Origin of the sequence: Streptomyces sp. NPDC058198 (assembly GCF_042882605.1) — a bacterium.
GTDB lineage: Bacteria > Actinomycetota > Actinomycetes > Streptomycetales > Streptomycetaceae > Streptomyces.
In genome coordinates this window covers 273934-293833 of the sequence record NZ_JBHVVP010000001.1, presented here as the reverse complement: position 1 = coordinate 293833, position 19900 = coordinate 273934, and the positions used below count along the sequence as shown (strand labels likewise).

General features: G+C 70.3%; 18 protein-coding genes and 2 pseudogenes. 1 reads left to right on the top strand and 19 read right to left on the bottom strand.

The window, feature by feature from the left end; genetic code table 11:
• Window positions 1-102: 102 nt before the first annotated feature.
• The 5 genes from hypD to ACFVWW_RS01245 all read right to left on the bottom strand — a co-directional run bounded on the left by hypD (window position 103) and on the right by ACFVWW_RS01245 (window position 5199).
• Window positions 103-1245 carry a hydrogenase formation protein HypD gene (gene hypD, locus ACFVWW_RS01265; protein WP_384188522.1) on the bottom strand — a complete coding sequence of 381 codons (1143 nt, stop codon included), beginning with the start codon at window positions 1243-1245 and terminating at the stop codon, window positions 103-105.
• Window positions 1242-1577, bottom strand: a complete 336-nt coding sequence (locus tag ACFVWW_RS01260) for a HypC/HybG/HupF family hydrogenase formation chaperone (protein ID WP_384188524.1) — start codon at window positions 1575-1577, stop codon at window positions 1242-1244. The genes hypD and ACFVWW_RS01260 overlap by 4 nt, the downstream gene beginning before the upstream one ends.
• 76 nt (window positions 1578-1653) lie before the next feature.
• Window positions 1654-4011, bottom strand: coding sequence for a carbamoyltransferase HypF (hypF, locus tag ACFVWW_RS01255; RefSeq protein WP_386875179.1), 2358 nt, complete (start codon window positions 4009-4011; stop codon window positions 1654-1656).
• The gene (gene hypB, locus ACFVWW_RS01250; RefSeq protein WP_386875177.1) at window positions 4008-4793 is read right to left on the bottom strand and encodes a hydrogenase nickel incorporation protein HypB; all 786 of its coding nucleotides are present in this window, start codon (window positions 4791-4793) and stop codon (window positions 4008-4010) included. The genes hypF and hypB overlap by 4 nt, the downstream gene beginning before the upstream one ends.
• On the bottom strand, window positions 4777-5199 hold the full coding sequence (locus ACFVWW_RS01245; RefSeq protein ID WP_386875175.1) for a hydrogenase maturation nickel metallochaperone HypA: 423 nt from the start codon (window positions 5197-5199) through the stop codon (window positions 4777-4779). Before ACFVWW_RS01245 ends, hypB begins: the two co-directional genes overlap by 17 nt.
• A 158-nt stretch (window positions 5200-5357) precedes the next feature.
• On the opposite strand from ACFVWW_RS01245, the gene ACFVWW_RS01240 reads away from it, so the two are divergent.
• Window positions 5358-5759 (top strand): helix-turn-helix transcriptional regulator, encoded by a 402-nt coding sequence (locus tag ACFVWW_RS01240; protein WP_386875173.1) that lies wholly within the window; start codon window positions 5358-5360, stop codon window positions 5757-5759.
• A gap of 76 nt (window positions 5760-5835) precedes the next feature.
• On the opposite strand, the gene ACFVWW_RS01235 is transcribed toward ACFVWW_RS01240, so the two are convergent.
• The 14 genes and pseudogenes from ACFVWW_RS01235 to ACFVWW_RS01170 form a co-directional block, all read right to left on the bottom strand.
• The gene (locus tag ACFVWW_RS01235; RefSeq protein ID WP_384328221.1) at window positions 5836-5982 is read right to left on the bottom strand and encodes a DUF6893 family small protein; all 147 of its coding nucleotides are present in this window, start codon (window positions 5980-5982) and stop codon (window positions 5836-5838) included.
• A 61-nt stretch (window positions 5983-6043) separates the two neighbouring features.
• Window positions 6044-6544, bottom strand: a pseudogene (locus tag ACFVWW_RS01230) (hydrogenase maturation protease); the annotation flags it as partial.
• Between the two features lies 1 nt (window position 6545).
• Window positions 6546-8075 (bottom strand): hypothetical protein, encoded by a 1530-nt coding sequence (locus ACFVWW_RS01225; protein WP_384188533.1) that lies wholly within the window; start codon window positions 8073-8075, stop codon window positions 6546-6548.
• Window positions 8072-8737 carry a DUF6084 family protein gene (locus ACFVWW_RS01220; protein WP_386875171.1) on the bottom strand — a complete coding sequence of 222 codons (666 nt, stop codon included), beginning with the start codon at window positions 8735-8737 and terminating at the stop codon, window positions 8072-8074. Before ACFVWW_RS01220 ends, ACFVWW_RS01225 begins: the two co-directional genes overlap by 4 nt.
• Before the next feature lie 131 nt (window positions 8738-8868).
• Window positions 8869-9561, bottom strand: a pseudogene (locus tag ACFVWW_RS01215) (DUF5947 family protein); the annotation flags it as partial.
• Window positions 9558-10514 carry a NifU family protein gene (locus ACFVWW_RS01210; RefSeq protein ID WP_386875169.1) on the bottom strand — a complete coding sequence of 319 codons (957 nt, stop codon included), beginning with the start codon at window positions 10512-10514 and terminating at the stop codon, window positions 9558-9560. The gene ACFVWW_RS01210 and the pseudogene ACFVWW_RS01215, both read right to left, overlap by 4 nt.
• Window positions 10515-10594: 80 nt before the next feature.
• Entirely contained in the window at window positions 10595-12382 is a 1788-nt protein-coding gene (locus tag ACFVWW_RS01205; protein ID WP_384188538.1) for a nickel-dependent hydrogenase large subunit, read from the bottom strand.
• 57 nt (window positions 12383-12439) lie between these two features.
• Window positions 12440-13486: a hydrogenase expression protein HypE gene (locus ACFVWW_RS01200; protein ID WP_384188539.1), complete on the bottom strand. Its 1047-nt coding sequence runs from the start codon at window positions 13484-13486 to the stop codon at window positions 12440-12442.
• Window positions 13487-13652: 166 nt separating this feature from the next.
• On the bottom strand, window positions 13653-13886 hold the full coding sequence (locus ACFVWW_RS01195; RefSeq protein ID WP_384188541.1) for a hypothetical protein: 234 nt from the start codon (window positions 13884-13886) through the stop codon (window positions 13653-13655).
• Window positions 13887-13900: 14 nt separating this feature from the next.
• The gene (locus ACFVWW_RS01190) at window positions 13901-15046 is read right to left on the bottom strand and encodes an anion permease (RefSeq protein ID WP_384188542.1); all 1146 of its coding nucleotides are present in this window, start codon (window positions 15044-15046) and stop codon (window positions 13901-13903) included.
• Between the two features lie 84 nt (window positions 15047-15130).
• Window positions 15131-16381, bottom strand: a complete 1251-nt coding sequence (locus ACFVWW_RS01185) for an extracellular solute-binding protein (protein ID WP_386875166.1) — start codon at window positions 16379-16381, stop codon at window positions 15131-15133.
• A gap of 239 nt (window positions 16382-16620) precedes the next feature.
• Entirely contained in the window at window positions 16621-18108 is a 1488-nt protein-coding gene (locus tag ACFVWW_RS01180) for a glycoside hydrolase family 3 protein (RefSeq protein ID WP_386875164.1), read from the bottom strand.
• Window positions 18105-18932, bottom strand: a complete 828-nt coding sequence (locus ACFVWW_RS01175) for a carbohydrate ABC transporter permease (protein ID WP_384188547.1) — start codon at window positions 18930-18932, stop codon at window positions 18105-18107. The genes ACFVWW_RS01180 and ACFVWW_RS01175 overlap by 4 nt, the downstream gene beginning before the upstream one ends.
• The gene (locus tag ACFVWW_RS01170; protein ID WP_386875162.1) at window positions 18929-19900 is read right to left on the bottom strand and encodes a carbohydrate ABC transporter permease; all 972 of its coding nucleotides are present in this window, start codon (window positions 19898-19900) and stop codon (window positions 18929-18931) included. The genes ACFVWW_RS01175 and ACFVWW_RS01170 overlap by 4 nt, the downstream gene beginning before the upstream one ends.

The window sequence follows — 19900 nt, the reverse complement described above, 5'->3', positions numbered from 1 at the left end:
TGATGGTCACGGAGCGGGGCGGGACAGGTCCACCCGGAGAAGTCGGGGGCGGCGGGCCGCGTTCCCGGCAGCACGCCGTCCACCTCGCGGATCCCGGTCGACTCAGCCAACGGAGGTCACCTCTTCCTGCGTACCGGCGGTGCCCGCCGTGCCCGGTGTGTCCAGCCTGCGGTACAGGTAGTACGCGGCGCAGGCGCCCTCGCTCGACACCATCGTGGCGCCGAGCGGATTGCGCGGGGTGCAGGACGTGCCGAACGCCTCGCACTCGTGCGGTTTGATCAGCCCCTGGAGCACCTCGCCGCTGCGGCAGACGGTGGACTCCTCCGTACGGATGCCGGTCACCGAGAAGCGGTGCTCCGCGTCGTACCGGCGGTACTTGGGAGACAGCCGCCAGCCGCTGGCCGGGATCATGCCGATGCCGCGCCAGGCCCGGTCGGTGACCTCGAAGACGTCCTCCAGCATGGCCCTGGCCGCCGGGCTTCCCTCCGCCGTGACGGCCCTGGGGTAGGCGTTCTCGACGGTGTGCTCGCCGGCCTCCAGCTGGCGGACGGTGCGACGGATGCCCTCCAGGATGTCCAGCGGTTCGAAGCCGGTCACGACAATGGGCACGCGATGGCGCTCGGCGAGTTCGGGATACTCGCCGATCCCCATCACGGTGCAGACATGGCCGGCGGCAAGGAACGCCTGGACCCGGCAGTCGGGCGCGTTCATGATGGCGTCGATCGCCGGAGGCACGCGTACGTGCGACACCAGCAGGCTGAAGTTCTCGATGCCGAGCTTCCTGGCCTGGTAGACGGTCATCGCGTTGGGCGGGGCCGTCGTCTCGAACCCGATGCCGAAGAAGACCACCTGACGGTCCGGATTCTCCCGGGCGATCTTGAGCGCGTCGAGCGGCGAGTAGACCACCCGTACGTCCGCTCCCTCGCTCTTGACCTTGAACAGATCCCGGCCGCTGCCCGGCACCCGGAGCATGTCGCCGAAGGAGCAGAAGATCACGTCGGGACGGGAGGCGATCTCCAGCGCCTTGTCGATGGTCTCCAGCGGGGTCACGCAGACCGGGCAGCCGGGGCCGTGGATGAGTTCGACGTCGTCAGGGAGCAGTTGGTCGATGCCATGGCGGATGATCGTGTGGGTCTGGCCGCCGCAGACCTCCATCAGGGCCCAAGGACGGGTGACGGTGGCCCGGATGTCGTCGAAGAGCCGCGCGGCCAGATCGGGATCGCTGAATTCGTCGAGATACTTCATCGTCGGTTCTCCTTCGGGATATCGGGCTTCGGGGGCGTGGTGCCGGCGGGACGGTCGGCGCCGGCCTCCTTCGCGGCCCGGCCCCACGCGTCTCCGAACTCCTCCTCCAGGACGCCCAGATTCGCGAACAGCTCCAGCGTCCGCTTCGCGGACTCCTCGTCCAGCCGCTGGAGGGCGAAGCCGACATGCACGATCGCGTAGTCGCCGATCTTCATCTCCGGCACGTACTCCAGACAGACGTCCTTGACGACGCCACCGAAGTCGACGTGTGCCATCCGGGTGCCGTCGCGTTCCTCGATGTCCAGTACTCTGCCGGGCACGGCAAGGCACATGGCTCCTCCTTCACCAGGTCGTTGAGTCGTTGCGTCGTTCAGCGCGTGGTACCGGACGGGGCCGCCGCCCGAGCCGCTAGACCCGGGCGGCCACCATCAACTGGCCCAGCGCCAGGCCGCCGTCGTTCGGTGGCACCCTGCGGTGCCGCAGTACGGTGAACGCGTCGTCCTCCAGCCGCTCCGCGCAGCCGTCGGTCAGCAGGGCGTTGCAGAACACCCCGCCGGTCAGCGCGACCGTGGCCAGGCCCGTACGGTCACGGGCCGCCCGGCACACGTCGTGCACCAGAGCGACTACCGCGCCGTGGAAGCGCGCGGCCACCGTCGCGGCGTCCACGCCCGCCCGTATGTCGTCGACGGCGGCCGCCAGGACCGGCGCCGGGTCGGCCACCAGCGCCGCACGGTCCGCCGGCCCCGCGGGCAGCAGGGCGAACCGGTAGCTCTCCCGCCGCCCGTCGGCCCTTGTCTCCCCGGCCGCCACCGCGGCGCTCTCCAGTTCCATCGCCGCCTGGGCCTCGTACTCCACGCGGTGGCACACGCCGGCGAGCGACGCGACGGCGTCGAACAGCCGCCCCATGCTGGACGTGGGCACGCAGTTGAAGCCCCGCTCGAACTGCCGCTCCAGCAGCCGCCGTTCACCCGGGGCGCAGGCGGCGACGCACGGCAGGTCGTCGGACCAGGGCAGGCCCGCCGCGCGCAGATGGGACAGTGCCATGCGGTAGGGGTTCCGTACGGCGGAGTCGCCACCCGGCAGCGGGACATACGCCAGATGGGCGAACCGCCGGAAACCGTCGTAGTCCGCGAGCAGTACCTCGCCGCCCCAGACCGCGCCGTCGTCGCCGTAGCCGGTGCCGTCGAAAGCCACCCCGATCACGGGGGCCGAGCCGTCCAGGCCGTGCTCGGCCATCGTGGACGCCACATGCGCGTGATGGTGCTGTACGCGGCGCACCGGGCGGCCCGCCGCGTGGCGGCCGGCCCACTGGCCGGAGCGGTAGCCCGGGTGCCGGTCCGCGACCAGCACCCGGGGGGTGACCGAGGCCAGCGCCGACAGATGCGCCACGGCGGTCTCGAAGGCGGTGAGGGTCGCGAGGTCGTCCATGTCGCCGACATGGGCGGACAGCCAGGCGTATCCGCCCTCCGCGACACAGAAGGTGTTCTTGAGGTCCCCGCCGACGGCGAGCGCCGGCTCCACGGGAAGGGGCAGAGCGACCGGCATCGGGGCGTAGCCGCGGGACCGGCGCACCGGAAGCTCCTGCCCGGCACAGATCCGTACCACCGAGTCGTCGCACGGTACGTGCACCGGCCGGTCGTGCGTCAGCCAGGCGTCCGCCAGCCCTTCGAGCCGGCGCAGCGCCTCCTCGTCGTCGGTGACGAGGGGCTCGCCGGAGCGGTTGCCGCTGGTCATCACGAGGACGGGCGGGCCCGCCGGATCGCCGGGCAGGCCCAGCAGCAGGTGATGGACGGGGGTGTACGGCATCAGGACACCGAGATCGGGACTGCCGGGTGCCACGCCGTCCGCGATCAGGGACGCGCCGTGGGACCGGCGCCGCAGCAGTACGACGGGCCGGCGCCGGCCGAGCAGCAGGTCGCGTTCCTCCGGGCCGGTGAAGGCCAGCCGTTCCACCGTCTCCAGCGAGTCGGCCATCACGGCGAACGGCTTCGCGCCACGGTTCTTGCGCGCGCGCAGGGTCCGTACGGCGACGGGGTCGGAGGCGTCACAGGCGAGGTGATAGCCGCCGAGCCCCTTGACCGCGACGACGGCGCCCGCGGCGAGCAGCCGGCGGGCCCCGGTCAGGGCGTCCTCGCCGGTCGGCCGGGCAGCGGCGGCGGGGCCGGACGGGCCGGTGACGAGAGTGAGCCGGGGGCCGCAGGCGTGACAGGCGACCGGCTGGGCATGGAAGCGGCGGTCGGCGGGGTTCTCGTACTCGCGCGCGCAGTCGGCGCAGAGCGGGAAACCGGCCATGGTGGTCCGTGCCCGGTCGTACGGCAGTCCGGTGACGACGGTGAACCGGGGCCCGCAGTGGGTGCAGCTGATGAAGGGATGCCGGTAGCGGCGGTCGGCCGGGTCGGCCAGCTCGTAGAGACAGTCCGCGCAGGTCGCCATGTCGGGGGAGACCAGGGTGCGGCCGGTTCCGCCGGCCGAGGGACGGATGATGAACCCGCTGCCCCCGGTGGCCGGCACCGTGCTGTGGCGGACGGATTCCACGACGGCGAGCGGCGGCGCGCCGGTGGCCAGGCGCGCGCAGAACGCCGCCACGCCGGGGCCAGGTCCCTCCACCTCCGTCTCGACACCGTCGGCGTTGTTGGTGACCCAGCCCGTCAGGCCCAGCTCACGGGCGAGCGTGTAGACGAACGGACGGAAGCCGACGCCCTGGACGACGCCGCGCACCACGACGCGACGGCGCTCGGGCACGGAGCCGGTGACCGGTCGGCTCATGGCGCCTCTGCCGCCCCGCGTACGGCGGACGCGGGGTGTTCGTGGCCGCCGTGGCCCTCTTCGTCGTCGTGATGGTGGTGCAGATACCGCTCGTGCTGACCGGCTAGCACGGGCTGATGGACCGGGACTCCGTCGGCGCACCCGAGGATGAAGGCCAGCAGCTCGTCGACACCGCTGCCGGTGCGCGCCGACGTCTCCAGCACCGGCACCCCCGGATTCACCTGCTGTACGTTCCGGTGGAACGCCTCGCTGTCGAACTCGACGGCCTCCGCGATATCGGTCTTCGTGATGACCACGAGATGGGCGAGGCCGAACGCCGTGGGGTACTTGAGCGGCTTGTCCTCCCCCTCGGTGACCGAGCCCAGCACGATCCGCAGGCTCTCCCCGATGTCGTACGACGCGGGACACACCAGATTGCCGACGTTCTCGACGAAGAGCACCCGGGTGTCCTCGGGGAGCCAGCCGTCCAGATGCCCGCGCAGCATGCCGGCCTCCAGATGGCAGAGCCCGTCGGTGAGCACCTGCTTGACGGGCGCCCCGGCGCGCGCCAGGCGCCGCGCGTCGTTCTCGGTGGCCAGATCGGCGGTCACCGCGGCGACGGACGTTCCCGCCGCGACGAACCGGGCGAGCAGCAGCTCCAGCAGGGCCGTCTTGCCACTGCCAGGACTGGACAGCAGATTCACCTCCGCCGTGCCCCGGGCGGCCAGATGCTCGCGCAGCTGCAGGGCACTGGCGTCGTTCTTGGCCAGGACGGCCTGACGCAGATCAACGACTCGGCACATGGCTTGCCTCCTCGGGCGTACCCCGATCGTCTCCGTTGACCGGACGGGCCGCATCCGAGGGATCCGCGAGGACGACCTCGGCGATCTCCAGTTCCCGTCCCGACAGCAGCTCGTCCAGCGGCCGCGCACAGGCGTCGCACCACAGCAGGGGCGGCATGCCGACGTCACTCTCCCGGCCGCATCCGGCGCAGCGGGCCCGGCCGGGGACGGTGTCCACGTCCAGCCGGGCCCCGGCGAGCACGGTGCCCTCGCTCGCCAGGCCGAAGGAGAACCGGAGCGCTTCGGGTACCACGCCCGCCAGTTCGCCGATCCGCAGCCGCAGGGACGTGACCCGGCCGCCGCCGTTGGTCCGGACGGCTTCCTCCACCTGGGCGACCACAGCGGTGGCGATGGACAGTTCGTGCACGGGACTCACCTCGCTCCGGTGACATACGCGGTACGCGCGCCGCCCCGGCCGCACCCGGCCCGGACGGCGCCCGACGGCTGGCCCGGCCCGGCCGGGGTGGTTAGCGTGGAAAAGGGACGAGCGGCACCGTCGCACGGCCACGTCAGGAGACCGAGGCCATGACGACGAACGACACCGGACCACGCGCGCTGATGACCCCCGTCATCCTGCTGCTGCTCGCCGAGCGGCGAGGACACGGGTACGAGCTGACCCAGCGTCTGGGCGCCTTCGGCTGGGCCGAGGCCGAGTCCGCGCATGTGTACCGGCTGCTGCGCGGTATGGAGAAGTGCGGTCAGATCACCTCCCAGTGGCGGGCTTCGGCGTCCGGACCGGCTCGTCGCGAGTACGAGATCACCCCGGCGGGATCGATGAGTCTCGCGCTGTCGTTCGTCCGGCTGGGTGAGCTGCACAGCACGTTGCATCTGTTCCTGGAGCGCTACATCCAGTTGAACGGCCCTGACCTCGCCGGCAGCGACGCACGACCGCTGTCCGGGCATCCGCCCGCCACGGGATCCGTGTGACCGTGGCGGGTCCTGGCGCGGCGTCATCAGCCGGCCCGTTCCGTATCCGGGTTCGCGTCCGGCGTCGGATCCGTCGTCACATCCGGCGCATCCGCAGATAGCGGCGCAGGTCCGGTACGTTCTTCGCCGACCCGTACGCCACTCCGGCCGCGGCCACTCCGGCGCAGACCCACAGCCATGTCAGGTCCGAGTCCTTCGTGTGGTGGTGGTGCGTTCCCTTCATCAGCGAGTGCATGCGGCTCATCTCCTTCGTCTTCTGTGGTGACCAGGCCGAGGACCAGATCCACCGCCGGTTCGACGGCGGTGGCCACCGGCTCGCTCAGCCCGATGCCCTCCTCCGTGGTGAGCGGCTGGCAGCCCACGACCAGAATGTGTTCGGGGAGAGTGCCGCCCGCCTGGGCGTGCAGTTCCCCGACGAGGCGCAGCACCGCCGCCGGGTCCATGCCGTGCCCGTCCAGCTGGGCGGGCGACACGGGTCCGGTGCCGGCGGCGGGATCGGCGGGGTCGACATCGATCACGTACACGGTGCCGGGGGCGGCGCCGCGGTCGACCGTGTCGACGAGAACGAGCCTGCGGTAGCCGTCGAGCAGCCGGTACGCGAGATGGACGCCCCGGATGCCCGCGTCCATCACGTCGACCCCGGGCGGCAGCGGCCGTCCGGTCAGCCGGCGGACGGCCTCGACGCCGAACCCGTCGTCGCCGAGGAAGATATTGCCGATGCCCGCGACCAGGGTCCTGCCGTACGCGCGGTCCGGTGCGCCGCCGTGGAGCGGGACGGAGTCCATGTCAGGCCCCTCCTTCCGGCTCGGGCGCGGGGGCGTCGGCGGGATCGACCTCGTCGGGGCGGAAGTACAGGAACCGGCCCTGCTGACGGCGGACATCGATGCCCGGATCCCCGTCGACGGTGACCGCGATATGGGTCTCGCCGTCGAAGTCCTGGAGCACCGCCTCGACCGTCGCCGTACGGCCCGCCAGAAAGATGTCCTGGGCGTCGGACCGGCGCAGCCCCGGCCGCAGTACGACCCGGCTGCCCACCCCGAGCAGCTGCCCGTCGACGGACACGGTGTCCTGTCCCGGCGCGCTCATCGCGTCCTGGGCGGGGTCCCACCAGGGCAGCCCGGGACCGGTGGGCAGCCGCAGGCCGGCGGACGGCGCCGCTGCGCCCCGGTCAGGATCCGGGTCCGGCACCGGCTGCCGCCACGGCTCGCCCGTGCTGTCGCTCCCGACGTCGCCGCCGACGCCGCCGCCGGCCTCGCCGGTCACCTCGCGCAGACCGCGGATCGCGCCGTGCAGGCGCTCCATGACCTCGGCCGGCATGCCGTCGACCAGATCGATCACTTCGGCGGCGCGTGCGTCCGTCCCGCGCGCTTCGCGCTTCTCCCGATCGGTGAGCGCGGCGGTCCGCAGCGAGAGGATCTCGTCGATCTCGGTGGCGTCGTAGAGCGGACCCGGGCTCTCCGCGGCGACCGAGGGGTGGTCTTCGAGAATGATCGGGGAGGACAGCAGTACGTCGTCGCGGCCCTCGCCACAGGCCAGCACCGGCCAGGTGTGTTCATTGCGGCAGGTACGCGCGGCGGGCTTCGCCCACTCCGGCGGGTCCGTCATCGACAGGAACCGTCCGCCGGGCAGTCCCAGCAGCAGGTGCGCCCCGATCAGGCTGTGGGGCAGGGCCGCTTCGCGGTCGGCGCTCTCCCGCCGGTCCGGCGCCCAGCCCGACACGTTCCGTACCGTTGCGGTCAGCCGCAGCGCCCCGTACGGTCCCGGCAGCGGCTCGGTGGCCAGCAGGATCTCGCCCGCCAGCGGCCGGGAGCGCCGCACCAGACGTCCGACGACATGTCCCGCGCCGTCGTGGACCGGCTCGTGCTCCACCCCGCCCGGCCGGTCGAACCGTACCGTGTGCCCTTCCCCGGCGAGCCGGTCGAGCGGCACCTCGCACTCGATCCGCTCCTCTCCGCCCTCGTCCCAGGGCACCAGCACCCGGTCGGCGAGTTCGAGTTCCGGTACCTCGCTCCAGCCCTCGCCGTCCCGCGAGGGGCACTCGACCGTACGGCGCCGCACCTGCAGGAAGCGCAGTTCGGCCAGGAGCCGGTCGGCCCGACGGGGTTCCAGGAGGCATTCGGTGCGCTGCTCGGTGTGCTCGCCCTGCGCGTCCTGCCAGGAGGGCGGCACCAACACCCCGAACTGCCAGCGCAGTTGGTTCTTCCGTGCGGAGGCACGGTACGGATACAGCACATAGCCCTCGAAGAGCAGGGCGTCGGCGACCCGGCGGGCCTCGTTGAAGCCCCCCGTCACCCGGTCCGCGGTGTCCTCCGTCATGACCGCCCTCCCTGTCCGGTGCCGCCCGGCGCCGGCACACTGGCGGTACGCAGCAGTTCGTCGAAGGCCCGCTCCCACGAGGGCAGCGCCCGCTCCGAGCGGAAACGGCGCAGGGACTCCAGGGTGTCGTCACGGATCCGCAGCCATCCCGAACCGGGGAAGTACTGCTCGATCAGGTCCTGCCAGACCTTCACGGGCATGCGGAAATTGGCCTCCTTGTGCCAGGCGACGGGCTCCGCCGTGAAGCCACGGTCACCGGAGAAGACCGTGCCGGAGAACAGCAGCAGAAGCGGGATCTCGCCGTCCGCGAGAGCGCGGAAGTACTTGGCCGAGGCCACCTCCATGTCGTACGTGCAGGCCACCGGCAGCTCGATCTCGGTCGAGCCCGTGAACCCCGGTACGGTCACCGAGGCATGGGCGAACTGGAGCGGCTTGAGGGTGGTGCTCCAGCGCTCGGGCTCGCCGAAGAGGTCACCGAGCATCTCCACCTCGGCCGGTGCGTAGCGCCGCTGGACGGGCTCGATCCGGATCTGGCAGCGCAGCGCGACCGCGTGGATCCTCGCGTCGTCGGCCGCCTCGATGCGCAGCCGGAAGAGCAGGGTCGGCCCCGTGCCGAACGGCTCGGGCCGTGCGCCGACGCAGGAGAACGTCAGATCGGTCATCGCCCGCCCTCCTCGCCGCTCTCCCGGGCCTCGTCCCCGGTTTCGTTCCCGGTTTCGTCCCGGGTCTCGTCCCCGGACCGATCCGTCGCCTGCTGATCCGCGGCGGCTTCCCGGAGGTCCGCGTCCTTCGGCGGCCTGGCCTTCGCCCGGACCCGGGCGAAGAAGTCCGCCAGATCCGCACGGGCCTCGGCGCCGCCGTCGAACCCCTGCCAGTGCAGCCGCATCCGGCCCACCAGCTCGTAACAGGTGTCGACCGGCACCAGATAGCATTCACCGCTGCCCTCGCCGGTCCCGCCCGAGGCGCCGTCGGCGCCGCGTTCCCGCCGTACGAGCAGCGCCTCGGTGTCGGGTCGCAGCAGGCCGGCCAGGAGGCTGTGGCCGAGCACGTCCCGCCAGGTGTCCGGGTCCAGCTCGCTCTCCGTGGCACCCGCCGGGCTGGGGTAGAACGCGGCCAGCCGGTCCAGCTCGGAGTTACGGAAGAAGAACGCGAGCCCGACGGGGATCTGCAGCCGGTTCCAGCTCTCCTCGTCCAGGGTGAAGTCCGGGTCGGCCAGGTACCGGTCGGGCACCGCCCTGAAGTGGCCAGCGCCCGCGCCGGGACGGGTGAAGAGCAGATAGCAGCCGGTGCAGGCGCACATCAGCGACCGCTTCCGGGTGTCCACCAGATGCCGGTGTTCCTCGGTCAGGGGCTCCGCGCACAGCTCGCACCGCTCCTGAGCGGGCGGCGGGCGGCGGGTGAATCCGCGCAGCCCCGCCGGCGCGGACACGGCGGCCGGGCCCCCGGCGCCGGAGGCGCCCGCGATGCGGGCGGGCCGGGCGGTCATGGACCCGCCGCCAGCAGGATGCCGGGCAGCGCGACCCGTACGGATCCGTTCTCCTCCAGCAGCGGTACGGGCTCCAGATGGCCGCGCTCGCCCTGTCCGGCCCGGCGGATGTCGTACTCCGCCGCGCAGGACGGACAGCGCAGCTGTTCGCCGTCCACCGCGCCTTCGCCCAGCCGGCCCGCACACACCGGACAGTGGTCGCGGTACGCGTAGAGATTGCCGGGCAGCCGGACCAGCAGCAGCGAGGCGCCCGCCACGTCGCACACCACGCTCCGACCGTCGGCCGACGGCGGCGGACCCGGCAGCGGATGCCACTCGGCCGGAGCGTCCCCGGCCGGTACGGAGGCCGGAGCGGCCCCTGCGGGCGACGCACCGGTGGCGCCGTCCGGCGGCCCCGACATGATCTGGAGGAGCTTCGGCTGCGGAGTCTCCTCCACCACACCCTCGACCTCCACGAGCGAGATCTCGGGGGCGCGGCGGGCCACCGCCTCCTCGATCGTCCAGCGCACGGTCTGGGCGGAGGACGGGCACCCGTCGCAGCTGCCGCGCAGCCGCAGTCGCAGCGTCAGCCCGTCGGGCTCGCCGGCCGCGTCCGCGACTCCCGGCTCGATCCCGGCGATCTCCACATCGCCCGCGTGCGAGCCCAGGTACGGGCGGACCTCGTCCAGCGCCCGCCCCACCCTGGTCATCGTGGACTCGGGATGCAGATCGTGCAGGATCAGCAGTCCGCCGACGAGTTCGTCGCCGCCGAGCAGATCCAGCGGATCGGTGCCGTCCGGTGCGTCGCCCAGCAGCTCGACGACACGGGCCAGGCCGGTTCCGTAGAACTCGACGATGCTGCGCACGAGTTCGTCCGCGAGATCGCGTCCCGAGGGCCCCATCGACCTGCCGAGTTCGTCGAGCAGCGCGGCGATGTGCTCGCCGGCCTGCTGCTCCTTGGCCGTTGCTGCCATGTCACGGTGCCTTTCCTCCGGTGGGGACGGCCCCGGCATGGCGGCCGTCCCCTGGATTCCGTGGAACCTGCGGCGTGCGGTCAGCCCGCCAGCCCGCTCAGCCCGGTGGGCAGATGGGTCTGCTGGACCGTCCGGCCGCCGCCGACGTACATATGGACGCCGCAGGGCAGACACGGGTCGAAGCTGCGCACGGCCCGCATGATGTCGATGCCCTTGAACGTGTCCGGGGGGTTCTCCTCGAAGATCGGCGTGTTCTGCACCGCGTCCTCGTACGGGCCCGGCGTGCCGTAGGAGTCACGCACGCTGGCGTTCCACGGCGTCGGCGGGTACGGGTGGTAGTTGGCGATCTTGCCGTCCCTGATCACCATGTGGTGGGACAGCACCCCACGGACCGCCTCGGTGAACCCGACGCCGAGGCCCTCGTCGGGCACCTCGAAGCTCTCCCAGGTCTGGGTGTGGCCGGTGCGCACCTCCTCCATCGCCTGTTCGGCGAAGTGCAGGGCGGCGGCGGCCACGTACGCCTGGAAGTAGGTCCGCGCGCGGTTGCGCTCCAGGGTGTTGCTCCACCGGGGGATCCGCCACTCCAGGCTGACCTCGGGCTTGGTCATCGTGCGCGGCAGATTGATCTTGACGCTGTGCCCGGTCGCCTGCACATAGCCGCCGATGTCGACCAGCCCCGACAGGGCGGTGGACCACAGCCGGGCGAGGGGGCCGCCGCCGGTGTCCAGCGCGAGATGGTCCGTACCGTCGAACCAGCGCGGCGACATCACCCAGCTGTACTTGTCCGCGAAGTCACGCTTCTGCGGGGCGGGGATGGTGTGCTGGTTCCACGGGTGGCGGGGGTCGATCGGGTTGCCCAGCGGGTCGCGCTCGACGAACAGCTCCTGGCCAGCCCAGTCGTCGTAGTACGAGCTGCCGAGCAGGATCCGGATGCCGAGGTTGATGTCGACGAGATCGTTGGTGATCAGCTTGCCGTCGACGATGATGCCGGGCGTGACGAACATGCGCCGGCCCCACTCGGACATGTTCCGGTACGTGAAGTCGCAGTACTCCGGGTCGTTGAGGGCGCCCCAGCAGCCGAGCAGCACCCGGCGCCGGCCGACCTCCTCGTACCCGGGCAGCGCCTCGTAGAAGAAGTCGAACAGGTCGTCGTGGAGCGGGACGACGCGCTTCATGAACTCCACGTAGCGCATCAGCCGGGTCAGGTAGTCCGTGAACAGCTGGATGGTCGCCACGGTCCCGACGCCGCCCGGGTAGAGCGTGGAGGGGTGCACGTGCCGCCCCTCCATCAGGCAGAACATCTCCCGTGTGCTGCGGCTGACCTGGAGCGCCTCACGGTAGAACTCGCCCTCCAGCGGGTTCAGCGAGCGCATGATGTCGGCGATGGTGCGGTAGCCGTGGTCGGCCGCGTGGGGTGCCTCGGTGCGCTCGGCCAGCTCCAGGACACCGGGGTTGGTCTCGCGGACCATCTTCTCGCAGTAGTCCACCCCCACCAGGTTCTCCTGGAAGATGTTGTGGTCGAACATGAACTCCGCGGCCTCGCCGAGGTTGATGATCCACTCGCCGAGGTGCGGGGGCTTCACGCCGTACGCCATGTTCTGCGCGTACACCGAACACGTCGCGTGGTTGTCACCGCAGATACCGCAGATGCGGCTGGTGATGAAGTGCGCGTCCCGCGGGTCCTTGCCCCGCATGAAGACGCTGTAGCCGCGGAAGACGGACGACGTGCTGTAGCACTCGGCCACCCGCTTCTGCTTGAAGTCGATCTTCGTGTGGATGCCGAGGCTGCCCACGATCCGGGTGATCGGATCCCAGGACATCTCCATCAGGCCGTTGCCGTCCTCGGCTCGCTTCGTCGTCGGCGCCATGGGCTGCGCACCTTCCTCAACGGTGGGGGGACTCGTTCTGCTGCGACGACCCGTGGATCACCACGGGGGGTGGTAGCCGGTCAGCACCTTCTCGCTCTTGCGGCGCCACTTCGGTTCCTTGTCGACCGTCCTGGCCGTGACACCGCGCAGTCTGCGGATGACCTTTCCGTACGCGCCGCTGGCCGCCGCCGAGACATGACCGCCCGGGGGCTCGTCCATGAACGGCATGAACTTGTCGGGGAAGCCGGGCATCGTGCAGGCGATACAGATGCCGCCGACGTTGGGGCAGCCGCCGACTCCGTTGATCCAGCCGCGTTTGGGGACGTTGCACTTGACCACGGGGCCCCAGCAGCCGAGTTTCACCAGACACTGCGGCGAGTCGTACGCGGTCGCGAACTGGCCCTGCTCGTAGTAGCCGGCCCGGTCACATCCCTCGTGGACGGTCGCGCCGAACAGCCAGGTCGGGCGCAGCTGTTCGTCGAGCGGAATCATCGGCGCGGAGCCGGCGGCCTGGTAGAGCAGATACAGCAGGGTCTCCGACGCGTTGTCCGGGTGGACCGGGCAGCCGGGGATACAGACGATCGGGATGCCCGCGGTGGACTTCCAGTCCCAGCCCAGATAGTCGGGCACGCCCATCGCTCCGGTGGGATTGCCCTCCATGGCGTGGATCCCGCCGTAGGTGGCGCAGGTACCGATGGCCACCACGGCCAGTGCCTTGGGCGCGAGCCGGTCGATCCACTCGCTGGTGGTGATCGGCTGTCCGGTCTCGGGGTCGTCCCCGAATCCGCACCAGTAGCCTTCGCTCTTGATCGCCTCGTTCGGAATGGATCCCTCGATGACCAGGACGAAGGGTTCTATCTCCCCGCGCTCGGCCTTGAAGAACCATTCGATGAAGTTGTCGGCGCCCTGCACGGGGCCGCACTCGAAATCGATCAGGGGCCAGTGCACGGCCACCTTGGGCAGTCCTGGCAGAGCGCCGAGCGCGATTTCCTCGATGCTCGGCTGGGTGGCCGCGGTGAGCGACACGGAGTCGCCGTCGCAGCTCAGGCCCGCGTTGATCCAGAGAATATGGACCGTGGGGGTTTCTTCCGCGGTATCCATCATCCCCTCCTCGTTGGGGATTCCGGCGAGGCCCCGGAGAGGAGCGCGCGCACGATGTGAGGAGCTTCCCTACCTGGATATCCGACGCGGACGCGCCAGGTAAGTGCGAGATGGTCCTATGAACGCGGTGCGGGGGTGGCCACGCTCCGTGGTCCAGCGGCTCAGCGGCTCAGCGGAATTGCGGAATGATCAGATACAGCCCGTAGCCGACCGCTGCCGCACAGACGAGAAAACACAGTCCGGCGCCGGCCTTCGACAGCGTGGACGGCCGGTCGGTGTCCGCGGCGCTCCCCTCCCTCGACGCCAGGGCGCGGACGCCCAGCGAGAATACGATCACGACGCCCACGGTCGCCCCGAGGCTGATGACGACCACTTCCCCCAAGGAACTCCAGTTCAGATCCATGCGGCCCGCTCCCTTCAGGCATTCGCCTTGGCCGTGTGAGGCCGGACGGTCACGGTGTGGTCGTCGTTGACATTGCGCGCGGTGACCGGATTGCGGCGGGAGACGATCACAATGAAGGTCGCCACCGCGGCGGCGACCAGGGCGATGAGGATCGTGCCGATGGTGCCGCCGTGCACGATCACGAGGGCCGCGAGCGCGCCGACGGACGCGGCGGCGGGGAGGGTGACGCACCAGGCGACAGCCATCCGCCCCGCGGTGCGCCAGCGCACATGCGCCGGCTTCTTGCCGAGACCCGCACCGATGATGCTGCCGGAGCAGACCTGGGTGGTGGACAGGGCGAAGCCCAGGTGGGCGGAGGTCAGAATGACGGTCGCCGCGGAGGATTCCGCGGCGAAGCCCTGCGGGGCGCGGATATCGGTGAGGCCCCTGCCCATGGTCCTGATGATCCGCCAGCCGCCCAGATACGTACCCAGACCGATGGCCAGGCCGGAGGCGCCGATGACCCACAGCGGCGGCCCCGCCCCCTGGGCGAGCCCGCCCACGGAGATCAGGGTGAGCGTGATGACGCCCATGGTCTTCTGGGCGTCGTTGGTCCCGTGCGCCACGGAGACCAGCGAGGCGGAGGCGACCTGCCCGAGCCGGAAGCCCCGGTTGACCGAGGACTCCCGGCCCCGGGCGGTCAGCCGGTAGGCGAGATACGTGGCCAGCAGCGCGGCGACCCCCGCCACCAGGGGGGACGCGACCGCCGGGATGATGATCTTCTCGATCACCTTGTCGAAATGCACCCCGTGCTGCCCCGCACCGACCCATACGGCGCCGATCAGCCCGCCGAACAGGGCATGGGAGGAGCTGGACGGCAGCCCCACCAGCCACGTCGTCAGATTCCACAGGATGGCACCGATCAGACCGGCGAAGACCATGCCCGGCGTGACGAGGTTGTCGTCCACGATGCCGCCGGAAATCGTCCTGGCGACCTCGGTGGACAGGAACGCCCCCGCGATGTTGAGTACGCCGCTGATGAGGACCGCGACCCTGGGGCGCAGCGCACCGGTGGCGATCGACGTCGCCATCGCGTTCGCGGTGTCATGGAATCCGTTGGTGAAGTCGAACGCCAGAGCGGTCACGATCACCACTCCCACAAGAATCGTCATGTGGTCCATTCGCCTCATACAAGCGCAGCCGCCCCTACCTCAGGGAAAGGCTGTGGACAGACACCAGGTGCTTCCTCCCAAAGGCTTAGTGGATCAGCCGCGCAACGCGTCGGTGATGCGCTCGGACACCGCCTCGGCAGCGGCCTTCGCGTCCTTGCCGTTGAGCACCGCTGTCATGTACGGCTTGATGGGGTTGTCGACATCGACGTTCGCCCACTGCGGTGAGTTGGGTGTCGCCCGGCCCTGTGCGGCGCCCGCGGCCATCGCCGTAATGCCCGCGCCGCCACCGAGGGAGGCGGCGAGCTTCGCCTTGTTGGGCACGAAGCTCATGGTTTTCGCGTGCTCTATCTGCCACTTCTCGTCAGCCAGCGCCGCGACGACCTGGACCGCCAGGTACTGGTGCGAGCTGTTCTTGGGGACGATCAGATCGGAACCGCCGGTGAGGACGTGTCCCGGCTTGTCGCCTGTTTTTCCCGGAACGGGGAAGAAGCCGAGTTTGCCCTTGAGCTTCGGGTTCTTCTCCACTATTTGCGCTGCCGCGCCAGGAGTGGAGATGATTTGGGCGACATTTCCCTTGGCGAAGACATCGGCCTGATCCGGATCGGTGTGGTCCTTGTCCTTGGGGGCGTCGCCCAGGGCCTGCAATTCCTTGTAGAAGGCCATTCCCCGGAGAGCGGCCGGTGTGTCGATCGTGCCCTCCCACTCACCTCCGGACTCGACGGCCAGCTCGCCGCCCTCGTCCCAGATGAAGCCGCACAGGGTGTACCAGTCCTGCCCGCTGAGGTAAATACCCTGGTTTCCGCCCTGGTTCAGCTGCGCGGTGTCCTCGAGCCACTCCGCCTGGGTGGTGGCCGGCTGCCCGATTCCGGCCTGCTTGAAGAGCTCCTTGTTGTAAATCACCACGACATTGGCCGCGTACCACGGGATTCCGTACTGTGCGCCGTTGATGATGCCGGGGGCGGCGAGACCGGGGAGCCATTCGTTGCCGCCGAGGTCCCGGACCGACTCCAGCGTGAGGTCGCGCAGATTGCCGCTGTCCGCGTAGGCCGCGACCTGGGTGTTGCCGACCTCGATGACATCCGGAGCGTCCTGGCTCTCCAGCGCGTCCGTCACCTTCTTGCCTATCCCGTCCCAGGGCAGGATCTTGATGTCCAGATTGACTGAAGGGTTCTTGTTTTCGTAGTTGGCGGTGAAATCCTCGACGAAGCCGTCGGAGACACTGCCCTCCATCATCCAGATGGTGATGTCGGTCGAGTCCGCACTGCCCGGGAGTAAGCCACATCCGCTGCTCAATATGAGACAGGACGCGATCATCAGGGATCGGCCGGGCAAGCGGTTGTTCACGTGGATCACCTTCTGGGGGGAAAGTCGGCAAGGCTGATCGGCTTTGCGGTAAAGCACGGGGTGCCGTTCTCCGCCAGCCGGCCGTGGGGTTGTTCGAGTTCACCATAAAAGCCTTGCCGCGGGTGGCTTTCCTGTGCCACTTCGATCAATGCGCACAGATGCTTCACCGTTGTGCTACTGAAATAACCGAAGTCTCGCCTGAGCCGAAGGACCCGGCCGCCATCCATGACAACGCCGCTTTACGCGGTGCGGCCGCCGAGCAACCGCTCCACGGCGGCCTGGGCGTTGACCCGGCCGGAACCGTACGTGATCACCAGGTTCCGGACCTGCGGCGGAACGGTGTGCGGCCAGCCGGTCAGCACGACGACGGCGTCGGGGCGCCGGTCCACCAGCTCGGCCAGCAGCTTCTCCTGTTCCGGGTCGCGGTGCGGCTCGCGTACGACGACAACGAGAGGCCGCCCCTCCGCCCCGTGCAGCGCGAGGCCGGCCCGCTCCGTGACCGTGCCCCCGGGCGGCACCCCGGTGGCCGTCAGCCCGGGCAGCGCCTCGGTGAGGAGCCGTCGCAGATGGGGCGCGCGGCTGCCCGACGCGTGATTGACCTGCTGCCGGAGGTCGACGAGGTGCGGCGCGGAGGCGAGGCGTACGTCGCCCCGCACCCGGAGCGCGGCGCGGGCCACGGAGAGCGGCAGATCGCTCTGCGCCGCAGGGAGTTGGGTGGCGCGCGCTTCGCCGATCCAGTGGGCGAGCTCCTGGGCCCTGCGGCCCGCTTCCGCCAACCGCCGCTCGGACAGCCGGCCGGTGGCGAGCGCGTCCAGCAGCGCGTCCCGGGCCGTGGCGTACGCGCTCTCGTCCGCCGAGGCGGCCGGGTTTCCCAGGCACAGCAGATCGGCGCCCGCGCGTACCGCCGCCACGCAGGCGGCGCCGAACCCGGGATCGCGGGCCACGGCCCGCATGTCCAGCGCGTCCGTGATGATCACTCCGGTGAAGCCCAGCTCTTCCCTGGCCAGCCGGGTGACCTCGGGGTTCAGCGTGGCCGGTGCCGGACCGAAGGGCCGCGCCCTGATGTGCCCGGTCATCAGGCACCGGGTGCCCGCCTCGATCGCCGCGGCGAACGGCACCAGGTCCCGCCGCCTGAGCAGGCCGAGGTCCGCGTCGAGCTCGGGCAGGTCGAGGTGCGAGTCGACGGAGGTGTCGCCGTGCCCCGGGAAATGCTTGGCGCACGCCGCGACACCGGCCGACTGCAGGCCCGTGACGTAGGCGGCGGAGTGCCTGGCCACCAGCGCGGCATCGGCGCCGAAGGACCGTACCCCGATCACCGGATTGTCCGGATCCACGTTGACGTCGGTGTCCGGTGCGAGATCCAGGCCGATGCCGGCCCGCCGCAGGTCGCGGCCGATCAGCCGGGCCACCCGTTCGGTGACGGCCGGGTCGTCGACCCTGCCGAGCGCCCCGTTGCCGGGATACGAGGAGCCGGTCGCGGCCTCGATACGGGTGACGTCCCCGCCCTCCTCGTCGGCGGCCACGATCAGGTCGCCGCGCCGGGCGTACAGCGCCGCCGAGAGCGCGGCGGCCGTCGCCGGGTCGGGTACGTTGTGCGCGAAGTACACGACACCGGCGAGGCCCTCATCGATCGCGTCCAGCAGCCATCCCGGCGGCTCGGTGCCCTGGAAGCCGGGCATGATGACGCCGTTGACCAGACGCAGCGCCTCGGGTGAGGGGCCGGTCATCCCTTGACCGCCCCGGCGGCGAGTCCTGAGGCCAGACGGCGCTGGACGATGATGAAGAAGACCAGCACCGGCAGGGCGATGAGGGTCGAGCCCGCCATGACCGGTCCCCAGGATGTCGAGTTCTCGCCGAAGAACTGGAACAGGCCCACCGCCGCGGTGTACTTGGAGCCGTCCTTCATGAAGGTGTAGGCGAAGACGAACTCGTTCCACGCGGTGATGAACGCGAACACGCTGGTGGCCACGAGGCCGGGTGCGGTGAGCGGCAGCAGGACCGACCAGAACATCCGTGGCCAGGAGCAGCCGTCGAGATAGGCGGCCTCCTCGACCTCCTTCGGAACCGTCGCGACGAAGCCCCGCAGGGTCCAGATCGCGAACGGCAGCGACAGCGCGATGTAGACGATGGTGAGTCCGACCAGGCTGTTGAGCAGCTCGTAGTCACGCATCTGCAGGAACAGCGGGATGACCAGTGCCTCCAGGGGCACCATCTGCACGATCAGCACCATGATCAGCACCGAGGTGCGGAACCGGAACCGGAACCGGGCGACGGCCACCGCGGCGAACAGCGCGAGCAGCCCGGACACGATGATGGTGCCCATGCCGACCAGGAACGAGTTCAGCAGGAATCCGCCGAAGTTCCCGTGATCGAAGATGAAACGGAAGTGCTCGGTGCTGACACCGCTCGGCAGCAGATCGGCGCCACGGGTGATGGCGTTCGGATCCAGCGCGGTGCTGACCATCCAGTACACCGGGAACAGGGTGAAGACCAGCAGCGCGAACACCGCGGCGCAGAGACCGATCCGCCCCGCGGTCGTCGTGCGGTTCACAGCTCGTCACTTTCCTTGAAGAGGGTACGGATATAGACGAACGTGATCATCAGGAGCAGCAGGGTGAGCAGCACGGCGGTCGCCGCTCCGGCGCCGTAGTCGTTCTGTGCGAAGGCCCGTTGGTAGGACCAGACACCGAGGTTGAACACCTCTTCGTTGCTGCCGCTGCCGCCGGGCATCAGATAGATCTGGGTGAAGACCTTGAAGTCCCAGATGGTCGACAGGATGGTGACCACGAAGAAGATCGGCTTGATGGTCGGCACGGTGATCTTCCAGAAGCGCTGCCAGGCGTTGGCCCCGTCGATCATCGCCGCTTCGTACAGCTCCCTCGGGATGGTCAGCAGACCCGCGAGGACGGTGATGGCGACGAACGGGAAGCCGTGGTGCACCACATTGAGGGTGGCGATGGCATAGAAGCTCAGGCGGTCGGTGAACCAGTTGGTCGTCGCGGGGTCGATCAGGCCGAGTGAGCCCGCGAGCCTGCTCATCAGACCGTCCTCGGCCGCGAACAGCCACACCCATACGTAGGTGCCGGTGACGGCGGGCATGGCCCAGGCGGCCATGATCGCGGTCGAGCAGATGATCCGCCAGACGGGACCGAGCCGCTGTAGCAGCAGGGCGGCGAGAGTACCGAGAGCCACCGTCAGCGCCACACACGCCACCGCGAACACCACGGTGTTGGGCAGGACGGTCTCCCAGAGCCGCCCGTCGCCGAGCAGGTCGCGGTAGTGGTCGAAGCCGGTGTACGTCCCGATGCCGCCGCCGAACTTGACCTCGTAGTCCTGGAAGGACAGGAGTACGACCTTGATCATCGGCCAGAGCAGCAGCCCGGCCAGCACCACGATGGAGGGGACGAGCAGCATCCAGGGACGCGCCGTGGCGATGAGTCGCTTGCGGCGCAGCGTCGGGCCGGGCCGCGGGCCGCGGGGCCGCGACGACTCCGTGGTGGAGGTCGTCGCGGCCCGCAC

Bases quoted from the DNA above. Each gene is read 5' to 3' on its own strand.
- hypD (WP_384188522.1), bottom strand. From the start codon at position 1,245: ATGAAGTATCTCGACGAATTCAGCGATCCCGATCTGGCCGCGCGGCTC.
- ACFVWW_RS01260 (WP_384188524.1), bottom strand. From the start codon at position 1,577: ATGTGCCTTGCCGTGCCCGGCAGAGTACTGGACATCGAGGAACGCGAC.
- hypF (WP_386875179.1), bottom strand. From the start codon at position 4,011: ATGAGCCGACCGGTCACCGGCTCCGTGCCCGAGCGCCGTCGCGTCGTG.
- hypB (WP_386875177.1), bottom strand. From the start codon at position 4,793: ATGTGCCGAGTCGTTGATCTGCGTCAGGCCGTCCTGGCCAAGAACGAC.
- ACFVWW_RS01240 (WP_386875173.1), top strand. From the start codon at position 5,358: ATGACGACGAACGACACCGGACCACGCGCGCTGATGACCCCCGTCATC.
- ACFVWW_RS01235 (WP_384328221.1), bottom strand. From the start codon at position 5,982: ATGAAGGGAACGCACCACCACCACACGAAGGACTCGGACCTGACATGG.
- ACFVWW_RS01225 (WP_384188533.1), bottom strand. From the start codon at position 8,075: ATGACGGAGGACACCGCGGACCGGGTGACGGGGGGCTTCAACGAGGCC.
- ACFVWW_RS01220 (WP_386875171.1), bottom strand. From the start codon at position 8,737: ATGACCGATCTGACGTTCTCCTGCGTCGGCGCACGGCCCGAGCCGTTC.
- ACFVWW_RS01210 (WP_386875169.1), bottom strand. From the start codon at position 10,514: ATGGCAGCAACGGCCAAGGAGCAGCAGGCCGGCGAGCACATCGCCGCG.
- ACFVWW_RS01205 (WP_384188538.1), bottom strand. From the start codon at position 12,382: ATGGCGCCGACGACGAAGCGAGCCGAGGACGGCAACGGCCTGATGGAG.
- ACFVWW_RS01200 (WP_384188539.1), bottom strand. From the start codon at position 13,486: ATGATGGATACCGCGGAAGAAACCCCCACGGTCCATATTCTCTGGATC.
- ACFVWW_RS01195 (WP_384188541.1), bottom strand. From the start codon at position 13,886: ATGGATCTGAACTGGAGTTCCTTGGGGGAAGTGGTCGTCATCAGCCTC.
- ACFVWW_RS01190 (WP_384188542.1), bottom strand. From the start codon at position 15,046: ATGGACCACATGACGATTCTTGTGGGAGTGGTGATCGTGACCGCTCTG.
- ACFVWW_RS01180 (WP_386875164.1), bottom strand. From the start codon at position 18,108: ATGACCGGCCCCTCACCCGAGGCGCTGCGTCTGGTCAACGGCGTCATC.